18 protein-coding genes are annotated in these 21,823 nt (G+C 62.9%); 1 reads left to right on the forward strand and 17 read right to left on the reverse strand.

What is annotated here, in order from left to right:
• Positions 1–35 precede the first annotated feature (35 nt).
• The 12 genes from ACA027_RS19350 to ACA027_RS19405 all read right to left on the reverse strand — a co-directional run bounded on the left by ACA027_RS19350 (position 36) and on the right by ACA027_RS19405 (position 14,943).
• Positions 36–278, reverse strand: coding sequence for a hypothetical protein (locus ACA027_RS19350; RefSeq protein WP_370679814.1), 243 nt, complete (start codon positions 276–278; stop codon positions 36–38).
• Positions 279–331: 53 nt separating this feature from the next.
• Positions 332–1,801, reverse strand: a complete 1,470-nt coding sequence (locus tag ACA027_RS19355; RefSeq protein ID WP_370679815.1) for a TolC family outer membrane protein — start codon at positions 1,799–1,801, stop codon at positions 332–334.
• A gap of 666 nt (positions 1,802–2,467) precedes the next feature.
• The gene (locus tag ACA027_RS19360) at positions 2,468–3,406 is read right to left on the reverse strand and encodes an electron transfer flavoprotein subunit alpha/FixB family protein (RefSeq protein WP_370679816.1); all 939 of its coding nucleotides are present in this window, start codon (positions 3,404–3,406) and stop codon (positions 2,468–2,470) included.
• A 154-nt stretch (positions 3,407–3,560) separates the two neighbouring features.
• A complete protein-coding gene (locus ACA027_RS19365) occupies positions 3,561–4,310 on the reverse strand; it encodes an electron transfer flavoprotein subunit beta/FixA family protein (protein WP_370679817.1) in 750 nt (249 codons plus the stop codon).
• A 165-nt stretch (positions 4,311–4,475) separates the two neighbouring features.
• Positions 4,476–5,480, reverse strand: a complete 1,005-nt coding sequence (locus ACA027_RS19370) for a Bug family tripartite tricarboxylate transporter substrate binding protein (protein WP_370682633.1) — start codon at positions 5,478–5,480, stop codon at positions 4,476–4,478.
• Between the two features lie 84 nt (positions 5,481–5,564).
• Positions 5,565–6,566 (reverse strand): Bug family tripartite tricarboxylate transporter substrate binding protein, encoded by a 1,002-nt coding sequence (locus ACA027_RS19375; RefSeq protein ID WP_370679818.1) that lies wholly within the window; start codon positions 6,564–6,566, stop codon positions 5,565–5,567.
• 155 nt (positions 6,567–6,721) lie between these two features.
• Complete coding sequence (locus tag ACA027_RS19380; protein ID WP_370679819.1) at positions 6,722–7,960, reverse strand: CaiB/BaiF CoA transferase family protein; 1,239 nt, start codon at positions 7,958–7,960, stop codon at positions 6,722–6,724.
• A 29-nt stretch (positions 7,961–7,989) separates the two neighbouring features.
• Positions 7,990–8,790, reverse strand: a complete 801-nt coding sequence (locus ACA027_RS19385) for an oxepin-CoA hydrolase, alternative type (RefSeq protein WP_370679820.1) — start codon at positions 8,788–8,790, stop codon at positions 7,990–7,992.
• Positions 8,791–8,851: 61 nt separating this feature from the next.
• Positions 8,852–9,982: an acyl-CoA dehydrogenase family protein gene (locus ACA027_RS19390; RefSeq protein WP_370679821.1), complete on the reverse strand. Its 1,131-nt coding sequence runs from the start codon at positions 9,980–9,982 to the stop codon at positions 8,852–8,854.
• A gap of 28 nt (positions 9,983–10,010) precedes the next feature.
• A complete protein-coding gene (locus ACA027_RS19395) occupies positions 10,011–11,207 on the reverse strand; it encodes an acyl-CoA dehydrogenase family protein (protein WP_370679822.1) in 1,197 nt (398 codons plus the stop codon).
• A 156-nt stretch (positions 11,208–11,363) separates the two neighbouring features.
• Positions 11,364–12,557, reverse strand: coding sequence for an acetyl-CoA C-acyltransferase (locus ACA027_RS19400; protein WP_370679823.1), 1,194 nt, complete (start codon positions 12,555–12,557; stop codon positions 11,364–11,366).
• Between the two features lie 274 nt (positions 12,558–12,831).
• Positions 12,832–14,943 (reverse strand): 3-hydroxyacyl-CoA dehydrogenase NAD-binding domain-containing protein, encoded by a 2,112-nt coding sequence (locus ACA027_RS19405; protein WP_370679824.1) that lies wholly within the window; start codon positions 14,941–14,943, stop codon positions 12,832–12,834.
• Between the two features lie 452 nt (positions 14,944–15,395).
• On the opposite strand from ACA027_RS19405, the gene ACA027_RS19410 reads away from it, so the two are divergent.
• Positions 15,396–16,295 (forward strand): LysR family transcriptional regulator, encoded by a 900-nt coding sequence (locus ACA027_RS19410; protein ID WP_370679825.1) that lies wholly within the window; start codon positions 15,396–15,398, stop codon positions 16,293–16,295.
• Between the two features lie 25 nt (positions 16,296–16,320).
• On the opposite strand, the gene ACA027_RS19415 is transcribed toward ACA027_RS19410, so the two are convergent.
• From ACA027_RS19415 to ACA027_RS19435, 5 genes are all read right to left on the reverse strand, one after another.
• Positions 16,321–16,620 (reverse strand): hypothetical protein, encoded by a 300-nt coding sequence (locus ACA027_RS19415; protein WP_370679826.1) that lies wholly within the window; start codon positions 16,618–16,620, stop codon positions 16,321–16,323.
• Positions 16,621–16,733: 113 nt separating this feature from the next.
• A complete protein-coding gene (locus ACA027_RS19420) occupies positions 16,734–17,357 on the reverse strand; it encodes a hypothetical protein (RefSeq protein WP_370679827.1) in 624 nt (207 codons plus the stop codon).
• 177 nt (positions 17,358–17,534) lie between these two features.
• Entirely contained in the window at positions 17,535–18,410 is an 876-nt protein-coding gene (htpX, locus tag ACA027_RS19425) for a protease HtpX (protein ID WP_370679828.1), read from the reverse strand.
• A gap of 265 nt (positions 18,411–18,675) precedes the next feature.
• On the reverse strand, positions 18,676–20,889 hold the full coding sequence (locus tag ACA027_RS19430) for an IgaA/UmoB family intracellular growth attenuator (RefSeq protein ID WP_370679829.1): 2,214 nt from the start codon (positions 20,887–20,889) through the stop codon (positions 18,676–18,678).
• Positions 20,890–20,940: 51 nt separating this feature from the next.
• Positions 20,941–21,774, reverse strand: coding sequence for a DUF3025 domain-containing protein (locus ACA027_RS19435; protein ID WP_370679830.1), 834 nt, complete (start codon positions 21,772–21,774; stop codon positions 20,941–20,943).
• Positions 21,775–21,823 lie beyond the last annotated feature (49 nt).

Raw genomic sequence — 21,823 nt, forward strand, 5'->3', positions numbered from 1 at the left:
GCGGCGCTGTGGGGGTCTTGCACGGACATGGGTTCTCAGATCAGCTCTTCGTCGTCATTGATCAGGCTGTTTGCATCACGGATACGCAGCCGCGTCGCCTTGCGCCGCTCCAGCTTTTCCAGCGCCTGGGGCGGCAGATCGGTCAAGCGCAGCGTGCCATTGGCCAGCAGCGCATCGATCAGATCTTCCAGCACACGAATAAAGCCATCGTCGAGATCGTGCATCTCTCGCTCGCCAGGTACGCTGGGATCTTCTTGGGGCTTGTGAGGGTCGTCCATGTCTTTCAGGCCCGGAAAAACCGGGCCTGCTCGTTGCAATGTGATCGCTCAGATTACCGGGTCGTTTTCAGCACCGGAGGCTTGTCGCCTTCACCATACGCGATCACGGGAGCCAGATTGGTGGTATCTGGCAGCGGAGTCATGCAAGCTTGCAGCAGATCATCCGGGAGCGTCAACGATTGTTGCTCTTGCGGCAGGTCACCCGAGTGAGGCTGCGCCAAACCCAGAGTCTCCAACAGCTTGCTCGACAGTGCCAGCCACTGGTATTCGGCCTTTTTGAGGTCGTATTGCGCATTCAGCAATGCACGACGGGCGTCAAACAACTCGTTTTCCGTATTCAACAAGTCCAGCAACGTACGCTGACCGATCTGGAACTGCTGCTGATAGGCCAACCGGACCTTGGCCGTTGACTGCTCATGCTCCTGCAGGAAAGGCATCTGCTGACGCAGGCGCATGATGTTGTTCCACGAGATCGAGAGTTCCTGCTGCACATTGCGGCAGGTGTAGTCCGCCACATCGCGGGCAGCATAGGCCTGGGCAGCCGTCTGGCGCACGCGGGCCTCATCCGAGCCACCGCGGTAGAGGTTGTAGGTCATCAACACCTGGACATGCGCGCTCTGCATGTCGCGATAGATGCCATCGGGCTGCGAACGATCACGCCCCACGCCGGCACGCAGCTCCACCAACGGAGCGCGTGAGCCCTTGGCCGATTTCTCGCCCGCTTGTGCCGCCTGAACCAGAGCCTGCTTGGACAGCAGGCTGGGATTGGCGCGCAGCGAGTCGACAAAGTTAGCGGTCCCGGTCGACGCAGGCAGCTTTCCCCCTATATCGGCTACAGGCTCGAGCTCCGCAACGGGGTATTCGCCCACCACGCGTCGGTAGCGCTGCGACACATCGTTGAGGTTGTTGCTCTCCGTCATCAGATTGCTCTGCGCCAATGCCAGACGACCGTTGGCCTGCTCCAGGTCCACACCGCGCCCCACACCAGACTGCTGGCGCTCACGCAGCTGTTTCAGCGTGGTTTCGTGCACGCTGTAGTTGTCACGCGCCAGGATTTGCATTTCGCGATAGCGCTGCACATCCAGGTAGGCGGCTGTCGCCTCATTGGCCAGATTGTTTGAAGTGGCCATCAACTCGTAATAGCCGGACAGCTTTTCAAAGCCCCACTGGCTGATGTTGTTGCTGGTGATACCGCCATCAAAAATCAGTTGGCGCAAATCCAGATTCCATCCCGGACGGTTCCAGTCATAGTTGGACTGGCCTGGCATATGGCTGCGCCACTCCTTGCCCACCCAGCCTTGCGCCGTCACCTGGGGACGCCATCCGCCGCGTGCGACGTTCTGACCTTCCAGCGACGACATAAAGTCCTGGTAGCGCGCACGCACCTCGGGGTGCGTGGTCACGGCTTTTTCCACCACTTTGGGCAGTTGCAGCACATTGCCTGCAGTTTGCGCGGCGGCACCCAGCGAAAGCGCGGCTGCGCCCATGGCGATCACAATTTGAGCAATAGGTTTGAGTTGCATTTTTCTGCCCTCCTCAGTTGGCGGTGTCTCTCGCGCCTTCTCTTTGGCGCGAGCACGGGGATAGAGGCACGACGGCCCACTTCCTCGAAAATGTTTTACTTGGAAACAAATGGCAAGCATTGCCTTGGCACAGCATATGGCGCATGGCCACAGCACAGTGCTGCATAGAGCGAGCCTGCGAGATAACCGCAGCAGACGGAGCCAAAGCCCCTGACTGTCTTACAGAAAATCTCACAATACGGCCCGCCCTTGCATGTCTCGCATGCTTGTGCGACACGAACATGGTGGGAGTCTCCCCCTCGGCAAGGCGGAGCTACCGGCTTCCGACCGGTATTCTTGGAGCATGACCTTGCGTCCTGGCGAATCGATTCAATCTTCAGTCGACGCTCCAATGTCATTAAAAACAAATCGATTCTCCGATGATTATAGTAATCAGCTATCGAAATGAACCACCTTTAACCTTCCTGAGAACGTAAAAAATCCTCAAAAAACCGAGAGTACACACCCACTTTCTGCGTCAGTCATTCTCCGACAAGCGCCATATTCTCAAATACATATTGTTTCAGCAGGCCATTGTTTTTTGCCGTGGCTGAAAACAACAAACCATGTTCATGTTACAAAAAAGGAGCCCGAAGGCTCCTTGAAATGGATACACGGTACGCTTGCTTACAGCTTGCTCACCAGTTCCGGCACAGCCTGGAACAGGTCGGCCTCCAGACCGTAGTCAGCCACCGAGAAGATCGGCGCTTCCGGGTCCTTGTTGATCGCCACGATCACCTTGGAGTCCTTCATGCCGGCCAAATGCTGGATGGCGCCCGAGATGCCGGCAGCGATATACAGCTGCGGCGCCACGATCTTGCCGGTCTGGCCCACTTGCAGGTCGTTGGGCGCATAGCCTGCGTCCACCGCCGCGCGCGAGGCGCCAATAGCCGCGCCCAGCTTGTCGGCCAGCGGGGTCATCACTTCGTTGAACTTCTCGGCGCTGCCCAGGGCACGGCCGCCGGAGACGATGATCTTGGCGGCCGTCAGCTCGGGGCGGTCGTTCTTGGTGACTTCGCGGCCCACAAAGCTGCTCTTGCCGGCGTCGGCCACAGCCGCCACGGTTTCCACAGCGGCCGAACCACCGGTGGTGGCAGCGGCGTCAAAGCCCGTGCCGCGCACGGTGATCACCTTCACGGTATCCGTGCTCTGCACAGTGGCCACGGCGTTGCCGGCATAGATGGGGCGCTCGAAGGTGTCGGCGCTGTCCACCTTGGTGATGTCGCTGATCTGGCCCACGTCCAGCTTGGCAGCCACGCGCGGGGCCACGTTCTTGCCCGAGGCCGTGGCCGAGAACAGGATGTGGCTGTAGTTGCCGGAGGCCTGCACAGCCAGCACCTGGGCGGTCAGGTTTTCTGCCAGGCCGTCTTTGAGGCTTGCGCCGTCGGCATGGATCACCTTGCTCACACCAGCGATCTGGGCAGCGGCAGCGGCAGCAGCGCCGGCATTTTCGCCAGCCACCAGCACATGCACCTCACCGCCGCAGGCCTTGGCGGCCGTCACGGTGTTCAAAGTAGCGCCCTTGAGCGAAGCGTTGTCGTGTTCTGCGATGACGAGAGAAGTCATGTTCAACCTCTAAATTCTTTACGTTCTTGCGAAGTCTGGGATGGAAAGACAGGCCCCTGAAACTGACGCAGCCCAGGTCAGGGCAGCGCGCGAGGGCCGCCCCGAAGCGCGGCTGCCGTCCCCCTTGGGGGAAGACGCGAAGCGGCTCAGGGGGTCAAATCACCTTCGCTTCGTTTTTGAGCTTGTCGACCAGAGCGGCCACATCGGCCACCTTCACACCGGCGCCGCGCTTGGCGGGCTCGGAGACCTTCAGCGTCTTGATGCGGGCCGTCACGTCCACACCCAAGTCCTCGGGCTTCACCGTGTCCAGCTGCTTTTTCTTGGCCTTCATGATGTTGGGCAGCGTCACATAACGCGGCTCGTTCAGGCGCAGGTCGGTGGTGATGATGGCGGGCGTGCTCAGGGCCAGGGTCTCCAGGCCGCCGTCCACTTCACGCGTCACATTCACCTTGTCGCCGGCCACTTCCACCTTGGAGGCAAAGGTGGCCTGGGGCAGATCAGCCAGCGCCGCCAGCATCTGGCCGGTCTGGTTGTTGTCGCCGTCGATGGCCTGCTTGCCCAGAATCACCAAGCCGGGTTGCTCTTTGTCCACCAGGGCCTTGAGCAGCTTGGCCACGGCCAGGGGCTGCAGCTCGACATCGGTTTCCACCAGAATGCCGCGGTCGGCGCCAATGGCCATGGCCGTGCGCAGCGTCTCCTGGCATTGCGCCACGCCGCAGGACACCGCGATCACTTCCGTGACCACGCCTTTTTCCTTCAGGCGCACGGCTTCTTCCACCGCAATCTCGTCAAACGGGTTCATGCTCATCTTGACGTTGGCGATGTCCACGCCTGTGCCATCGCTCTTGACGCGGACCTTGACGTTGTAGTCCACCACCCGCTTGACTGGGACCAATACTTTCATGGTTTTCTCTTTCGGAAGTTGTTGGTTGAAATGGTTGCCAGAGCTTATACAGCAAGCACCGGCAGCTATGAATTCAGTATTTCAGAAACAGGGATTCACGAATGGCGAATACAGGCTGCGCGGACTGTGCATGCGCGCCAGCCAGGCCGCGCATGCACCGCGTGCTTATTCCGCGACCATGCCCTTTTCCTTCACCACCTTGCTCCACTTGGCAAAGTCTGCCGTCAGGCTTTGCTGCAGGGCTTGCGCTGGCAGGAAGCGGGCAATGGCACCGGCGCCCAGGATGCGCTCCTGCACTTCTTTTTGCCCCAGGATGTCCTTGATCTCCTTGTTCAGGCGCACCACCACCTCTGCGGGCATGCCCTTGGGGCCCAGCAAGGCCCCCAGAGATACGGCGGAGAAACCTTGAATACCCTGCTCGGCAATGGTCTTGACCTCGGGCACCACGCTCACACGCTCGGGCGAACCCACGGCCACCGCCACCAGCTTGCCGGATTTGATGTGGGGCAGCGCAGCCACCAGGTCGGCATACATGATGGGCACCTGGCCACCGATGGTGTCGGTGATCGCCGGCACGCCGCCCTTGTAGGCCACATGCTGCATGTCGAACTTGCCCAGATCCTTGAGCAACTCCATGCTCATATGGCCAAAGCTGCCGGCACCGCTGGTGGTGTAGTTCAGCGGGTCCTTCTGTGCACGCGCGGTTTCAATCAGCTTAGGCAAGGTGGTGACACCGGGCAGCTTGCTGGGATTGACCACCATCACAATGGGCAGGTCGTAAATCATGGAGATGGCCGTGAAATCCTTCACCACGTCATAGCCAGCGCCCTTGTAGAACAAGGGAGCAAACAGCGTGGGCGTGGCCAAGGTCATCAGGGTATAGCCGTCGGGTGCGGCACGCTTGACCTGGCTGGCCGCAATGGAGCCCGAGGCACCCGCGCGGTTTTCCACAATCACGGGTTGCTTGAGACGGTCTGACAGCTCCTTGCCCACAATGCGTGAGATCACATCGGTCGGCCCCCCCGCAGGGAAAGGCACGATCAAGGTGATGGGCTTGCTCGGCCAGGCCTGCTGGGCCAGGGCCGTGCCAGCCAGCAACGGCGCTGCCAGAAAAGCCAGCGCCGTGCGCCGGGGAAAAGAAAAACGGGATGCGCCCTGTGCGCGGTCCATGCTACTCATGCTGTCTCCATCAAGCGTCTTGTATCTACATGGCCTGCGCGCGGACGCCCACACGCGCGCCAGGATTTTTTTGAATCAGTCGATCCGGGCTTCTGCCAGTTCAACCAAGTGCTTCCACACAGGCATCTCACTGGCATAGGCCTTGGCAAATTCATCCGGTCTGCTGAAAACAGGCAAGAAGCCCGCCCCCGCAATGCGCTCCAGCACCTTGGCATCCTTGACAGACTCGCGCACCTGGGCATAGATCTGGTCCACGAGGTCCTGGGGTATGCCTGCCGGCGCCGCCATGGCCACCCAACCCACAACGGCATAGGCCTCGTCGGTCACACCCTGCTCGTAAATCGTGGGCAGATTGGGCAGCACCGTCATGCGCTGGCGGCCCGTGACGCCAATGGCCTTGAGGCGGCCGGCATCGATAAAGGCCTTTGTGTTCTGCGCACTCGCAAAACACAGCTGCAGCTGGCCACCGATCAGCTCCTGGAGCATGGGGGCTTCGCCCTTGTAGGCCACATGGGTCATATCGGCGTTCATGGTCTTGCTCATATAGGCACCGCCCAAATGGGCGTACGAGCCCACGCCCCAGGAGCCGTAGGACACCTTGCCCTTGTTGGCCTTGACCCAGGCCAACAGCTCCTTCATGTTGTTGGCCGGTACCGAAGGATGGACCACCAGCGTGACCGGCGCCGACGCGATCAGCGACAGCATCCGCAAGTCCTTCTGCGGGTTGTAGGCCATCTTGCTGTAGAGGAACTGGTTGGTCATCAGCGAGGTGCTGAGCGACACCACCAGCGTGTAGCCATCGGCCGCGGCCTTGGCCACCTGGTCGGTGCCCAGCATGCCGGCAGCGCCGCCCTTGTTTTCCACCAGAATGGGCTGACCCATGCGCTTGGACATGGATTCACCCAGCACGCGGGCCACGATGTCGGTCGCCCCTCCGGGGTTGAAGGGCACGATGAAGCGCACCGGCTTGCTGGGATAAGCCGCCTTGGCCCAGCTCGCGTGTGGCAGCAAGCTGCTCCCCGCCAGAGCGGCCATGCCCTGCAGGGCGTTGCGTCGATTGAAAGCGTTGAAACCCATATCCTTGTCTCCTGAAGTGGTCGGTCTGGGAAGGGAAATCGCACTCCTTGACCATCGTGGCGTGGTCTTTGCAGAAATGCGGTCTTGGCTCAGTTCCTCGCCATCAATGGCCTCATGTCCAAGCACCCACGCAGCAACGCAGTGGGTGCGTCATTTCAGGCCTTCGGCAGCGTCAGCACGCCCTTGGCCTGCAACTCCTGCAGCACTTCTTCGGGCAGCTGCAGCAACTGCTGCAGCACCTCGCGTGTGCCCTCTCCCAATGTGGGCGGCGCACTGCGGATGGGCAGGCGCTGGCCATCCAGGCGATAAGGCGGTGCAAACACCCAGGTCTGGCCCGCCACCGGATGGGGCATTTGCTGAAACACACCGGCCTGGCGCGTGCGCTCGCTGGTCAATGCCTCATACAACCCGGCCACCTGGCCACTGGGAATGCCGCAGGCCGCCATGCGCTCCAGCAGCACATCGCGTTCAAAGCTTTTGATGATCTCGGTCATCAAGGGCTGCAGCTCCATGCGATTTCTGGCGCGCTCCACATTGGTGGCAAAGCGCGGGTCTTCGACGATATCGGGGCGGCCAATGACCTGGCGGCAGAATTTGTCGAACTGGCTGTTGTTGCCCACGGCAATGATCAGCGGGCCATCAGTTGCCTCGAACATGCCATAGGGCACGATGGAGGGGTGGGCATTGCCATAGCGCTGCGTGTCATGGCCCAGCAGCATGGCATCCAGCGCGTAGTAGCCGTTGATGCCCAGGCCACAGTCGTAGAGCGACAGCTCGATCTGCCGGCCTCGGCCCGTTTTGCTGCGCTGAAACAGGGCCGCCAGCACGGCCTGTGCGGCATACATGCCCGTCATCAAATCCACCACGGCCACGCCAAACTTCAGCGGCGGCGTGCCGGCTTCGCCGTTGATGGCCATCAGCCCGGCCTCGGCCTGGATCACCAGGTCGTAGCCAGGTCGTTTGGCTTCGGGCGTGCTGCTGTTGTAGCCAGCCACGCTGCAGTAAATCAGCTCGGGCTTGATGGCCTTGAGCTGCTCGTAGCCTATGCCCAGCTTCTCCGCTCCGCCATGCTTGAAGTTGTGGATCACCACATCGCACTGGGGCAGCAGCTCATACACCAGTTGCACACCTTCGGGCGTTTGCAGGTCCAGCGTGATGGACCGCTTGTTGCGGTTCATGCTGTTGTAGTAGGTGGTCTCGGTCTTGCCTATGCGCATGCCCCAGTCGCGCGTATCGTCACCGCGCCCCGGGTGCTCCACCTTGATCACATCCGCGCCAAAGTCGGCCAGCACCTGGCCGCACAGCGGGCCGGCAAATACCCGCGAAAGGTCCAGCACGCGCACGCCTTCCAAGGGAAAGTCCATCTCCTGGGCCTGCGCCGTCTTCTCCGTCATTGCTCTTGTCTCCTTGCTTGTGCTTGCGTTCAGCGGGGCTGGTGGCGCAGCTTCCCAAAATCGGGGCTGCGTTTTTCCAGAAAGGCGCCAATGCCTTCGCGCGACTCTTCGGTTTCCTGGGACCGCACCATGTACCGGGCTTCCAGTTCCAGCTGCTGCTCCAGCGTGTTGCGTGGTGCCTGGCGGCACAGGTCCTTGATGCGGGCCATGGCCTGATCGGGTCCGGTGGCCACCTGCTGGGCCAAGGCCACCGCCTCGGCCAGCGCGGCACCGGCTTCGGTCAGCCGGTTCACCGGGCCCAGCTGGGCCAGGCGTTCGCCGCTGATGCGCTCACCCGTGAGGCACAGCTCGGTCAGCACCTGGCGCGAGACAAACTCCGCCAGAAAAGCCGTGGCGCCGCCATCCGGCGTGAGTCCCACCTTCACATAGGCCACCGAGAACACCGCGTTCTTCGCGGCCACCAGCATGTCGCAGGCCAGGGCCAGCGACAGGCCCGCGCCTGCAGCTGCACCTTCGACGGCGGCAATCACCGGCTTGGGGCAGTCACGCACGGCCCGGATCAGGTCATGCAAACCTTCCAGCTTGGCCCTGCGCTCTTCCATGGGCAGCTCGCGGCGCTTGGCCAATTGGCGCAAATCGCCACCGGCACAAAAATGCCCACCCTCGCCCGTCAGCACCACGGCACCCACGCTGGCGTCTGCAGCAGCATCAGTCAAAGCCGTCGTCACCGCCGCATAAAACTCCGGCGACAGCGCATTGCGCGCCGCCACATTGTTGTTGGACAACACCAGCACCGCGCCTTCACGGCGCACCAGCAATGCTTCACTCATCTTGTTCTCCTTGAATCCAAAGCACGGCCTTCCAAGAGAGGAAAGCCGCACCGAACACAGCTCAGGTGGTGAGCGTCATATACCTTGCGAGGTGATGGTCCTCATCCCCGAACTGGTGATCGATCAGCACCAGGCGCTTGGCGTAATGGGCCAGCGGCAGCTCCCAGGTCATGCCGATGCCGCCGTGCATTTGTATGCTTTCCTCGGCCACCAAGGTGCCCACATAGCCGGCCGTGTACTTGGCGGCAGACAGTGCTTTGGCGCGCACCGCTCCCTCTGCGTTGTCGATGGCATCGGCCGCATTGGTCACGGCCGAACGCATTTGCTCGACCTCCAGCAACAGGTCGGCCATGCGGTGCTGCAAGGCCTGGAAGCTGCCGATCGCCACGCCAAACTGCTTGCGGGTCTGCAGGTATTCCAGCGTGTATTGCTTGGCCACATCCATGGCGCCCAGTGCCTCGGCCGCCAGCGCCAGCAGCGCATAGCCCTGGATATGCTCCAGCACGGCGTAGCCCTGGCCTTCTGCGCCCAGCAGGGCATCGCCCGCCAGCTGCACATTGCTGAACGTCAGCTCGGCAGCACGGCCGCCATCAAAGCGGCTGTAGCCCCGCTTGGCAATGCCTGCGGCGCTGCCATCCACCAGGAACAGGCTGATGCCAGCCGTATCGAACTGGCCGCCGGAGGTGCGGGCGGAGACCAGCAACAGATCAGCCTTTTCGCCAAAGGCCACCACGGCCTTGGCGCCGTTCACGGTCCAGCCCGTGGCCGTTTTGGTGGCCGTGGCTCCCACATTGCTCGGCTCGTAATGGCTGCCCGGCTCGTCATGGGCCAGCGCGGCCATCAGCTCACCGGCCATGATGGCTTCGAGCTTGGCTTTTTGCGATTCCGTGCCTGCGGCGATCAGCGCCTGGCCCACCACAAGTGCATCCAGCAAGGGCTCGGCCACCAGGCCACGGCCCAGGGCCTCAAACACCACGCTGATGTCAAAGCCGGCACCGCCAAAACCTCCCGCACTTTCCGGGAACAGGGCGCCAATGGCACCCAGCTCGGCAAATTGCGCATACAGCGCGGGGCTGTGGCCTTCATCGCCATAGGCGATCTGGTTGCGATGCTCTATGCCGTACTGCTCGGAGACAAAGCGGTTCAAGGTATCCGCCAGCATGCGGCGGTCTTCGGTGTGTACGAAGTTCATATTCAGTCTTCCTTGGAGCTTTGCTCGATCACAACCCAAGAATCATTTTCGAAATGATGTTCTTCTGGATTTCATTAGAGCCACCGAAAATCGACAGCTTGCGGTAGTTGAAATAGTTGGCTGCTGCCGTCGCGGCTTCTGCGGGCCCCACAGGCGCATCGCTATAGCCCTCGTACTGCGCGGCGTCGATATAGGGCGTGGCATACACGCCCATGGCACGGCGGATCAGCGACAGAATCTCCTGGCGGATTTCAGTGCCACGAATCTTCAGCATCGAGCTTTCCGCGCCCGGAACGCCACCACCGGCCACAGCGGCAATCACGCGCAGATTGGTGGTCTTCATGTTTTCCAGGTCAATCTCTACACGGGCCAGACGGGCCGCAAACAGCGGGTCCTGGTTCAAAGGCTTGCCGTTTTTGTGCACCTTGGCCGCAATCACCTGCAACTTGGCCAGGGCCGAGATGCACAGGCCCACGCCGGCAATGCCGGTGCGCTCATAGGTCAGCAGGTATTTGGCGTAGGTCCAGCCCTTGTTCTCTTCGCCCACCAGGTTTTCCACCGGCACTCTCACATCGGTGAAGAAGACTTCGTTGACCTCATGGTCGCCATCCAGGGTGCGAATCGGGCGCAGCTCCACACCGGGCGTGTTCATGTCCACCAGCAAAAAGCTGATGCCGGACTGCGCCTTCACATCCTTGTTGGTGCGCACCAGGCAAAAAATCATGTTGGCGTACTGGCCCTGGGTGGTCCAGGTTTTCTGGCCGTTGACGATGTAGTGGTCTCCATCGCGCACCGCCGTGGTCTTGACCGAGGCCAGGTCCGAGCCCGCACCCGGCTCCGAATAGCCCTGGCACCACCAGTCATCACCATTCAGGATGCGGGGTAGCCAATAGTTTTTTTGCGCTTCGTTGCCGTATTTGATGAGCACCGGGCCCAGCATATTCACGCCAAAGGGCACGATGCGCGGGCCGCCGGCCAGGGCGCATTCGGTGTCGAAGATGAATTTTTCCACCGCCCCCCAGCCCGGGCCGCCATGGGCCTCGGGCCAGTGGTTGGCATACCAGCCACGCGCATTCAGGATGGCATGCCACTCGGCCTGGTCCTCTTTGCTCAGGCGTTGGCCTGCCTTGACCTTGTCGGCAATGCGCTTGGGCAGCTTGTCCTTCAGAAAACCCTGCACCTCCGCGCGGAAGGCTTGTTCTTGGGGGGTGAATTGCAAATCCATTGCGTTCTTCCTCAATCATTCAGGCGCTAAGGCCTCTAAAACTGGCGCAGCCCCAGGTCAGAGACACCGCGCAAGGGCCGCCCCGCAGCGCTGGTGTCGTCCTCCTCCGGCGAAGCCAGAGAGGGGGAAGGCGCGCAGCGACTCAGGGGGTGTTGTTCAAAATATCTCGAAGAGCCCAGCCGCCCCCATGCCACCGGCAATGCACATGGTCACCACGCCGTATTTCACGGACGGGTTCTTGGCCTTGCGGCGCTGGCCTTCCAGCAGGATGTGGCCGGCCAGACGGGCACCGGTCATGCCAAAGGGGTGGCCGATGGAAATGGCGCCGCCGTTGACGTTGAGCCGCTCCATGGGAATGTCCAACTGGCGTTGGCAGTACAGGGCTTGGGAGGCAAAGGCCTCATTCAGCTCCCACAGGTCGATGTCATCCACCGTGAGGCCATGGCGCTTGAGCAGCTTGGGCACGGCAAACACCGGGCCAATGCCCATCTCGTCGGGCTCGCAGCCGGCAATGGCCAGGCCACGGAAAGCACCCAGGGGTTGGAGGCCCAGGCGCTCGGCCACCTTGGCCTCCACCACCACGCAGGCGCTGGAGCCGTCGGACAGCTGCGAGGCATTGCCGGCGGTGACAAAGTTGCCTGCGCCCTTCACGGGCTCCAGCTTGGCCAGGCCTTCCAAGGTAGTGCCGGGGCGGTTGCAGTTGTCCTGGGTGGCCACCACGTCGCGGTAAGTGATCTCGCCGGTGTCCTTGTTTTTTTCCGCCATGCGCGCGGCACAGGGGATGATTTCGCTGTCGAAGATGCCGGCGGCCTGGGCAGCGGCCGTGCGCTGCTGGCTCAGCAGCGAGAAGGCGTCCTGGTCTTCGCGCGAGATGCCATAGCGCTTGGCCACCACATCGGCGGTGTCGATCATGGCCATGAACAGCTCGGGCTTGCGCTCTACCAGCCAAGGGTCCAGATCGGCCGGCGTGCCCAGGGCGCGCGCGCCGGAGATGCTTTCCACACCACCGGCCAGCATGGCATCCACGCCCTCGGCCACGATGCGGCCGGCGGCGATGGCAATCGATTGCAGGCCCGAGGCACAAAAGCGCGTCACCGTGGCGCCCCCCATGGCCAGCGGCAGGCCGGCGCGGATCACGGTCTGGCGGCCCAGGTTCTTGCCCTGCATGCCTTCGGGGTTGCCGCAGCCCAGGATCAGATCCTCGATCAGCGCCGGGTCCATGCCCGAGCGCTCCACCGCAGCCTTGACGGAATACGCCGCCAGCTGCGCTGCAGGGGTGACATTGAACTCACCACGATGGGACTTGGCCAAAGGGGTGCGGGCGGTGGAAACGATGACGGCTTCACGCATGATTTTTGTCTCTCTGTACTTATAGGTTTTGATAGCAGCCATCGCCTTCATCTACTTGATTTCAAATACTTTTTCATTTGAAACCTAGCGATATCAGGCGTAGCAAGCTCTCTTTTTTGATGCAAGCGCATCCACAGCTGCAACGCTGTGCAGCCTCTGCAACGGGCACGGCCCCATCCAGGAGCACCGCGCAAGGGCCGCCCCGCAGCGCTGGTGCCGTCCCCCTCCGGCGCAGCCAGAGAGGGGGAAGCGGCGCAGCCGCTCAGGGGGAGCTTTACTTATTCAAGCTGTCAAAATTCTTGCCCTCGGCCACCAGCTTTTGCAGCAGGGCGGCGGGCTTCCAGAACAGCGCGTCTTCCTTGGCGAACTCATTGATGTCGGCCAGCACCTTGGGAAGGCCCACCATGTCGGCCCACTTCATGGGGCCGCCGCGCCAGCGCGGGAAGCCATAGCCGGAGATAAAGGTCACGTCCACATCCAGGGGGCGCAGGGCAATGCCCTCTTCCACCACCTTGGCGCCTTCGTTGACCATGGCAGCCATGTAGCGGCGCATGATTTCATCCGGCGTAAAGCTGCGCGGCGTCACGCCCTTTTTGGCGCGCTCTGCATCCACAATCGCCAGCACCTCGGGGTCGGGCTGGCCCACGCGGGCGCCCTGGGGGTAGAGGTAGAAACCACGGCCGGTCTTTTGACCAAACCAGCCGTTTTCGCAAATGCGGTCGGCCACTTCAACGTAGCGGGCCTTGGGGTCTCGCGTGGCTGCGCGGCGCTTGCGCGTGGCCCAGCCGATGTCGCCGCCGGCCAGGTCGGTCACCTGGAAGGGGCCCATGGGATAGCCAAAGCCGCGCACGGCCTCGTCCACCTCGTAAGGGCTGGCACCGTCTTCCATGATGAAGTCGGCGGCCTGCTTGTACACAGCCAGAATGCGGTTGCCGATAAAGCCGTCGCACACACCGGCGCGCACGGGCACCTTCTTCATCTGCTTGGCCAGGGCAAAAGCCGTGGTCACCACATCGGGCGCGACCTTGGCCGGCACCACGATTTCCAGCAGCTTCATGATGTTGGCCGGGCTGAAGAAATGCAGGCCAATCACGTCCTGCGGACGGCTGGTGGCATCGGCAATGGCGTCGATGTCCAGGTAGGAGGTGTTGGTGGCCAGCACGGCACCGGGCTTGCACACGCGATCCAGCTCCTTGAACACGGCCTTTTTCACTTCCAGATCTTCGAATACGGCCTCAATCACCAGGTCCACATCGGCGATATCGTCATAGCTGGTCGAGGGTGTGTAGCGCGCCATGACGGCGGCCTTGGCGGCCTCGGTCATGCGGCCCTTGGCGATCAGGCCGTTGTAGACCTTTTCCACATTGGCCTGACCACGGGCAATGGATTCGGCATCGCGCTCGATCATGGTCACGGTGAGACCGGCGTCCAGGGCCGAGACGGTGATGCCCGCGCCCATGGTGCCGCCGCCGATGATGGCGATCTTGGCAAAGTGGCGCGGTGCGGCGGCCTTGGCTTCGGGGATCTTGGCGGTCTCGCGCTCGGCAAAAAAGGCGTGGACCAGGCCTTGGCGCTGCGGGCTGTTCAGGCATTCGACAAACAGCTCGCGCTCCTTGGCCAGGCCTTGGTCGAAGGGCAGGTTCACTGCGGCTTGCACGCATTCGATGATCTTCATGGGCGAGAACAGGCCGCGCGCCTTTTTGGCGGTCTCCAGGGCCAGGGCCTGCAGATCGGCCAGGGCCATGGCCTTGTCGGCGATGGCGATGTCACGGGTGGGGCGCACCGCCGCCTTGGCAGCCAGCAATTCGTTGGCATAGGCCAGGCCTGCGGCCACGGGGTCTTCGCCCTCCACCAACTGGTCCACCAGGCCGGCAGCCAGACCGGCCTTGGCCGACAAATGCTTGCCGCTGAGCATCAGCTCGGTGGCGGCCTTCACGCCCATCAGACGCGGCGCGCGCTGCGTGCCACCGGCGCCGGGCAGCAGGCCCAGGCTGACCTCGGGCAGACCTAACTTCGCCGCAGGAAGGGCCAGGCGGTAGTGGGCCGACATGGCCACTTCCAGGCCACCGCCCAGGGCGGCGCCGTGGATGGCGGCCACGACGATCTTGCTCGAGGCTTCAATGCGGTTGCAGACCTCGGGCAGCGAAGGCGCCACGGGCGGCTTGCCGAATTCACGGATATCGGCGCCCGCAATAAAAGCCTTGCCTTCGCCCACGATCAACAGCGCCTGCACGCCAGCGTCGGCCTCCGCCTGCTCCACGGCCGCCAACAGGCCGGCACGCACGGCCTGGCCCAGGGCATTCACGGGAGGGTTGTCAATGCGGACCACCAGCACAGCGCCTTCAAGGCGGGTCTGGACAGCGGGAGCGTGGACTTCAGCGTTCATTGCACGGGTCTCCAATGTTCTTTGATAAACAGATGCCCCATTCTTGACGCGATAAATCTTCTTTACAATCCCATGAATTATTGACAGACTGTTCAATGAAATTTGACACCCCCTGAGGCGCTACGCGCCTTCCCCCTCTCTAGCGCAATGCGCCGGAGGGGGACGACACCAGCGCGGCGGGGCGGCCCTTGCGCGGTGTCCTGGCGAATGGGGTCTCGGCACTCCATGCTGGGAAATTGAGCCTTCTGGCTGGCCGGAGCGAGCCTGCGAAGTCCAGTGGGCAACGAGCTCTCCTCCACAACGCCCAGACGGCGCTTCAGGCAAGGCGCGCGCCCGCAGACAGTACTTTGGTACGGCAAGGGCAAGCAACACCGCATGAAGTGCCGTATGGGCGCCTGCCAACGATTCACCCATCAAAGCCGCAAGGCTTTGGTTCTTTACAAGCCTGTCTTATGGATTTAAACGCTTTGACTTTGCTGGTGGAAATCATCGACAGCGGCAATCTGAGCCAGGCCGCCCGCAAGCTGAAGATGACGCGCGCCAACGTCAGCTACCACCTGAACCAGCTGGAAAAAAGCCTGGGCGTGCAGCTGGTGCAGCGCACCACCCGGCGCATGGAACCCACCGAAGTGGGGCTGCGCCTGTACGAGCATGGGCGCAACATCCGCAACGAGCTGGCCGCCGCCCAGGAGACCATCACCAGCCTGGGCGAGGAGCTGCAGGGCCGTGTGGGCATCAGCGTGCCCAGCGGCTATGGGCAGATCGTGGTGAGCGACTGGCTGATTGAATTCAAGCGCCTGTACCCCGGCATCGTGCTGGACGTGCTGTTTGAAAACCGCGCCGACAATCTGCGTGACGAGGTGGACATTGCCATCCGCGTGATCCAGGAGCCGCCGCTGTCCGTGGTGGCGCGCAGCCTGGGCAATGTGCGCTATGTGGCCTGCGCCTCGCTCGCCTATGCGGCGGCACATGGCCTGCCACGCACGCTGCTGGAGCTGCGCAACACGCCCCTGATCACCGCCGGCGTCATGGGCCGCCAGCTGCGCCTGTCCGCCTACCAGGGGCTGGAACGCCAGGAAGTGACGCTGGAGCCCACGCTGATCTCCGAGCATTTTCCCTTTCTGCGCCAGGGCATCATGGCCGGCCTGGGCGTGGGCCTGGTGCCCGACTATGTGGTGCAGGACGCCATCACCAACGGCGAGGTGTTGACCACGCTACAGGAATACCGGCTGAGCATTTTTGGCACGCATTTGTACCTGCTCTACCTGCCCAACCGCCACCAGACCAAGGCGGTGCGCACCTGCATAGACTTTTTGCTCGACAAGGCCCGCTCGCGCGAAGCCCTGCAATAGCCTGGCTGCTTTGGCGGGTGAATCGTCAATACCGTCCCCGCCACCGCCCACCACCACCCCAGCCATGGTGGTGTGACGGGCCCCAGTAGCCGGGGCGCCAGTTGTAGCGGGCACCGCCCCACATCCAGACCCCCGGGGTCCAGACATAGGCCGGATAAGGCGACACCGGCACCACCTCATAGCGCACAGGAGGTGGATCACCGTAGGTGGTGTAGGTATAGCCCGGGCTGACAGGCGCCACCACGCAGCCCCCGAGCAGGGCTGCCATGCCGATGGCGGTCGCGCCCAGCCAGCGGCGGGCATGGGGAAGAGATGGAACGGTCATGCGGTGTGTCCTTCTTTGTCGAGTATCCGGGCGAGGGGCTTTACCCCTGGCATGGTTAGAGCGTGTTTACGATCTCCTCGCGGCGCGCCAGCGTAGAGATCGTAAACACGCTCTTACTCACGGTTGCGGTTGTGGTCCCTATCGCGCTGTGGTCGCTCGGCCCGGTCCGGACGGCTGGGCCGCTCTCCTTGCTCTTGCGGGCGTGGCGGCCTTGGGGTCATCTGGCCTGGCAGTTGGCCCGGCTGTGGAGGCCGGGGGCGCTGCATGCCTGGCCCATTCCAGGGGCGCTGCCCCCAAGGCGGCTGCTGCGTATGCGGCGGTGGCCCTGGCGGTGATGGCTGCACCTGGGGAGGCTCACGCCATGGGCGCGGGCGAGGTGACGGGGGCGGCGGATTCCAGCCCGGGCGCGATGGCTCACGCCAGTGCGGCGGGCGTTGCGGCGGCTCCCAGCGACCGGGGCGCCAGTCATAGCGGCGCCCACCCCAGACCCAGTCGCCGCCCATCCAGACATAGTCGGGATAAGGCGCGGCCATGCGGTATTCCACCCGGGGCGGCGGCGGCGCGCCGTACTGGGTATAGACCACGGTGTTGCTTTCCACATAGCCACCGCCTGCGTAGCCCCCGCCAGCTGGCGGCACCACGCAGCCCGTGAGCAGCGCTGCGCCGGCGGCTGCAGCCAGCCAGGCCAGGGCGCGGCGCGCCGACCTGGTGGGTGGCACCCAGGGTTTCCCGTTCATCGTGAAGCGCATGCTGATGGCCCCCTACCGCGTAGCGATCATGTTCATGCCCTTATTAACGAACAACCCCGGCCAGAAGCTGACCGGGGTTGGTATCGCAGGGGTAAAGCACGGGTAAAGACCGTGCTTGCATGTTGCCCGCCACAGGCCTGTGGCGCAGAGCCTGTGTGCAACGGCTTATTGCGCGCGGTTTTGCAGCGCAGCAATGCGCTCTTCGATGGGTGGGTGGCTGGAGAACAGCTTGCCAATCCCCCCGGCAATACCCATGGCGGCCATGCTCTTGGGCAGTTCGCCGGGCACCATGCCACCCAGGCGGGCCAGAGCGTTGACCATGGGCTGCTTGCGGCCCATCAGCTGGGCGGCGCCGGCATCGGCGCGGAATTCGCGCTGGCGCGAGAACCAGGCCACGATCATGGCAGCCACAAAGCCCAGCAGAATGTCCATCACGATGGTGGTCACGTAGTAGCCAATGCCGGGGCCGGAGCTGTTTTCGTCGTTCTTGCGCAAAAAGCTGTCCACGGCATAGCCGATGACGCGCGACAGAAACACCACAAAGGTGTTCATCACACCCTGGATCAGGGTCATGGTCACCATGTCGCCATTGGCCACGTGGGCCACTTCATGGCCGATCACGGCCTCGACCTCTTCGCGGGTCATGCCTTGCAGCAGACCGGTGGACACCGCCACCAGGGCCGAGTTCTTGAAGGCGCCGGTAGCAAAGGCATTGGGCTCGCCTTCGTAGATGCCGACTTCGGGCATGCCAATGCCGGCCTTCTGGGCGAAGTTCTGCACCGTCTGCAGAATCCAGGCCTCATCGGCATTGCGCGGCTGGTCAATCACATGCACGCCCGAGGTCCACTTGGCCATGGGCTTGGAGATCAGCAGCGAGATGATGGCGCCGCCAAAGCCCATGATGAAGGCAAAGCCCAGCAGGGCGCCCAGGTTCAGGCCGTTGGCGGTGAGAAAGCGGTTCACGCCCAGCAGGCTGGCCACGATACCGAGCACCACCACCACGGCGATGTTCGTCAGTAAGAAGAGTGCAATACGTTTCATGGGGATTTTTGCTCCATACGGAGAAAGCCAAAAAGGGAAAAGCGCCGAAAAAGGGCCGCCCCGACCCGAGGGAAATGGGGCCGGGCCCAGCCATTTCAAGCAGATGTCACCTGTACGGTCCCGGTGTTGTCATGTTTATGTCGGGGCACTGGCTGCGAAATAGGAGGGATGCATCATAGAAGCAAAAGTTCTGCGCAGCCTGGCAAAAATCCGGCAGATGCACGGGGCGACCATTACAGATAGCAGCGGCCCCGGCAGATCGCCCTCAAACGAACCCCTGACCGCCAGGCGCGGGGCGCTTGTCCAAGTCAGCCTGCAGCGCCTGCTTGCGCTGGCTGCTGGCCCGCAGGCGCAGCACCAGCATGGTCCCGCCCAGCAACAGCAAGCCTGCCACCAGCAATGCCAGGCACAACTTCGCCAGGGCCTGAGGCAGGCTGGTTTGTGCCAAGCCGGGGTCCAGGGCGATACGCAAGGCTCCACCATCCCCCTGCCCCACGGCTGTCACCATGCCGGTGAGGGTGAAGCTGCGCAGGCCGCTGTCGCCGGCATTGGTTTGCAGCAGCTTCCAGCGCTCCAGCTGGTTGAGCCGCTCATCATTTTTCGACGCATAGGGCTGCAGCTCCTCAGCCGAAGGCAGGACAACCAGCACGCCACCCTGGGCCGCTTGTATGCGCCCCATGGCGGCCTTTGCACGCTCGCTCACGGCATGGTCCACGGCGGTGGTCAGTGCAGCACGCAGCTCGCTCTGCTCTCGCTCGGTCATGAGCAAGCTGGCATATTCCTCCCCCGGCTGGGCCAGACGTTTGAAGGCCTCCCAGTCGCGCACGGCTTCTGCTTCATCGGCCCCATCGTTGGCAACCACCATCAGCTTGGTCCTGAGCATCTGGCAGTCCCGTGCCGACAGGCCGCCCTCGGCCTCGCAGGCTGCATCCAGCACCGCGATCTTGCGGTCCATGCCATCCCACTGCTGGGGAATATCTATCTGCCGCCCCGCCATCAATGCGGCGGCGCTCAGGCTGCGGTCCCCGCCCATCATGCGCATCAAGGCCAGGTTTTGCAGCATGCGCACCGTGGCAGAGCCAACGCTGTCCCTGGGCTGGAAGAAATCCGCAGCCCCCACTTGGGCCACGGCCTCGGGCAGTTCCAGCGCCGGCAGCTGGGGTGCGGTTCCTCCCCAGCGCAACACGCTGCAGTCGCGCTCGGGCAGGCCCTGGCCCAAGGGCGGCATGCGTATTTCGCAGCGGCCCTGGCCGTGCAGCTGCACTTCACTGGCCCAACGCGGAGGCTGTGCCAGCAGCGCCGCCGGATCGCTATGGCTGCTGCTGTTCGTCTGCAGCACGCCATGGGCCACGCGGGCCGCACTGGCACCCAGTTGCGGGCCGCTCAAGCACAAGACCAGCAGCCCCAGCAGGCCGGCAATGCACAGCAGCACATAGCGCCCCCACTGCACCGGCGGAAAGCGCCGCCATTCATCCGCCAGCGACCAGCCACGGCCAAAGCCCACCGCAGCGTGGTCCTTGACGCGAACATCGACCTCCACCAGACGGCCCACTGGCATGCCCTGGGCGGCATGCTGCCAATGCGCGGGAAAGCTCACCTCCACCTGGTCACCGATGAAGAACTTCTGCACGCTCACCGCGGCATTGTCAGGATTGACCCACTGAATCCCGTTCAGTACACCGCGCACCTTGTTCACGGTTTGCGCAGCCTCCTGCAAGGCCGGCTTGCGGCGCAGCGTCAGCCACAGGGCCCAGAGCACGGCCAATCCTGCCAGGCCCAGGGCCACGGTCTGGGCGATTTCCGGCAGCTCCCAGTTGCCCACCCACAGAGCGATCAACGCCAGCAGCCAGACGAAGGCTGCACCCCAGCCCCCGATGCCACCTTCGCGCTCAGCCACCTCTTCGGCGCTCTCGTTACGCTGGCTCACGATTTCCACGGCATTGCTGTCCGCGGCGGCCTTGGTCGCATGGGCATCGTCCGTGGATTCGGCTGCAGGCTCGGCAGATTGCAGCAAACTGCCAGGCTTGGCCTGTTCCCAATCGGCCTGGGCTTGCTGTGCCTGCTGGCTGCGCTCGCGGCCTTCGAGTAAATCGAAGTCATTGAGCTTGACCACCACCGCGTGTTTGCCAGCGAGCACCACTTCCGCCTGGTTGTATTCGTCCAGGAAAATAAAGGCGTCATAGGGCAGCACCACATCCACACCACCCAGGGTGTCGTGTACGGTGCGACTGCCCTGGGTCTCGATGCCATGGCGCACAAATACGCCCGAGAGCGCCCGCACTTCCCCATCCACCTCCAGACCGCCCAGAAAAGGGGTCAAGGCCAGCTTTTCCTCGGCACTGAGTTGGCGCATCACAGGCGCCTTGCGCAGCTGGGCCAGATCGTTTTTGTTGCCCGAACGCCTGACCATATAGGTAATGCCGCTGTAGACCGCATAGGCCAGCAGACCTAGCTTCAGGAAGATGATGAGGCTGTCCATGTCTTTTTTTCTCTTTCGACTGTTTGATGGTTTTTCTGCAAAGACGTTGGCTCACATGAGCAGGCTGTGGCCTACCGTATCCCCCATGGGACGGCGTGCAGGCCGGAAGACGGCTGTATTGGCGTAAAAAGCTGCTGCTGCATTGCTGGCATGCCAGCCGGGAATGCCGGACAGCGGCAACGGTGTGAAAGGCTTGCGGGCCAGGTGCTCACGGGTGAACACCGCAGCCATGGCCGCATCGTCAGGGGCAATGCTGCGGTCGGCCTGAAAGCCTACCGGCGGAGCCAGCAGCACCTGGGCGGTGACATCCATGCGATCCACCAGCAACTTTTCCATCAGCGCATGGCCAAACACCAGCAGACGCGCATGCTGCCACAGGTCGCGGTGGGTGAGGAACAAAGCCTGCCAGTCGCGCGCCAGCAAGGCCTGCCACAGCGGCGCGGGGGCGTGGAGCACGGCCCCGCTCTCATCGAACAAGGTGGCAGCATCGCGCACCGGCCCGCGCTGCGCGCCCACACCCTGGGCCGCAATCACCTCGGCCTGCAAGGCATTGAGGCGGCGCTTGGTCTCGGGGTAGTGCAGCCACACCAAGCCGTTGAAAAAATCGTGAAAGTTGTCGCGCGTGGGCACGCAGCGCTGGGCCGCGATAAAGGCCTCATAGGCCATGCCCGCCGGCAGATCGGCCTGAGGCACAAAGCATTGGCCCAGGACCTGCAACGCGGGCGGCAGTGCGCTGTTCAGCACCGCATGCACCGAGCCGCCTTGCAGCAGCTGCCAGGTCAGCAGCGCGCCCTGCGTACGCAGCGGCGCCAACCAGGGCTGGGACCAATCCACGCTCTGCCAATCTGCGTCCTTGACGCCCGCCGGATCGGCAGAAAAAACCATAGCTGTCTACGCTTTATATGCTTGATGTTAGGAGTCAATTCAACCGTAA

This window comes from Comamonas sp. GB3 AK4-5 (genome assembly GCF_041320665.1).
Classification (GTDB): domain Bacteria; phylum Pseudomonadota; class Gammaproteobacteria; order Burkholderiales; family Burkholderiaceae_C; genus Comamonas.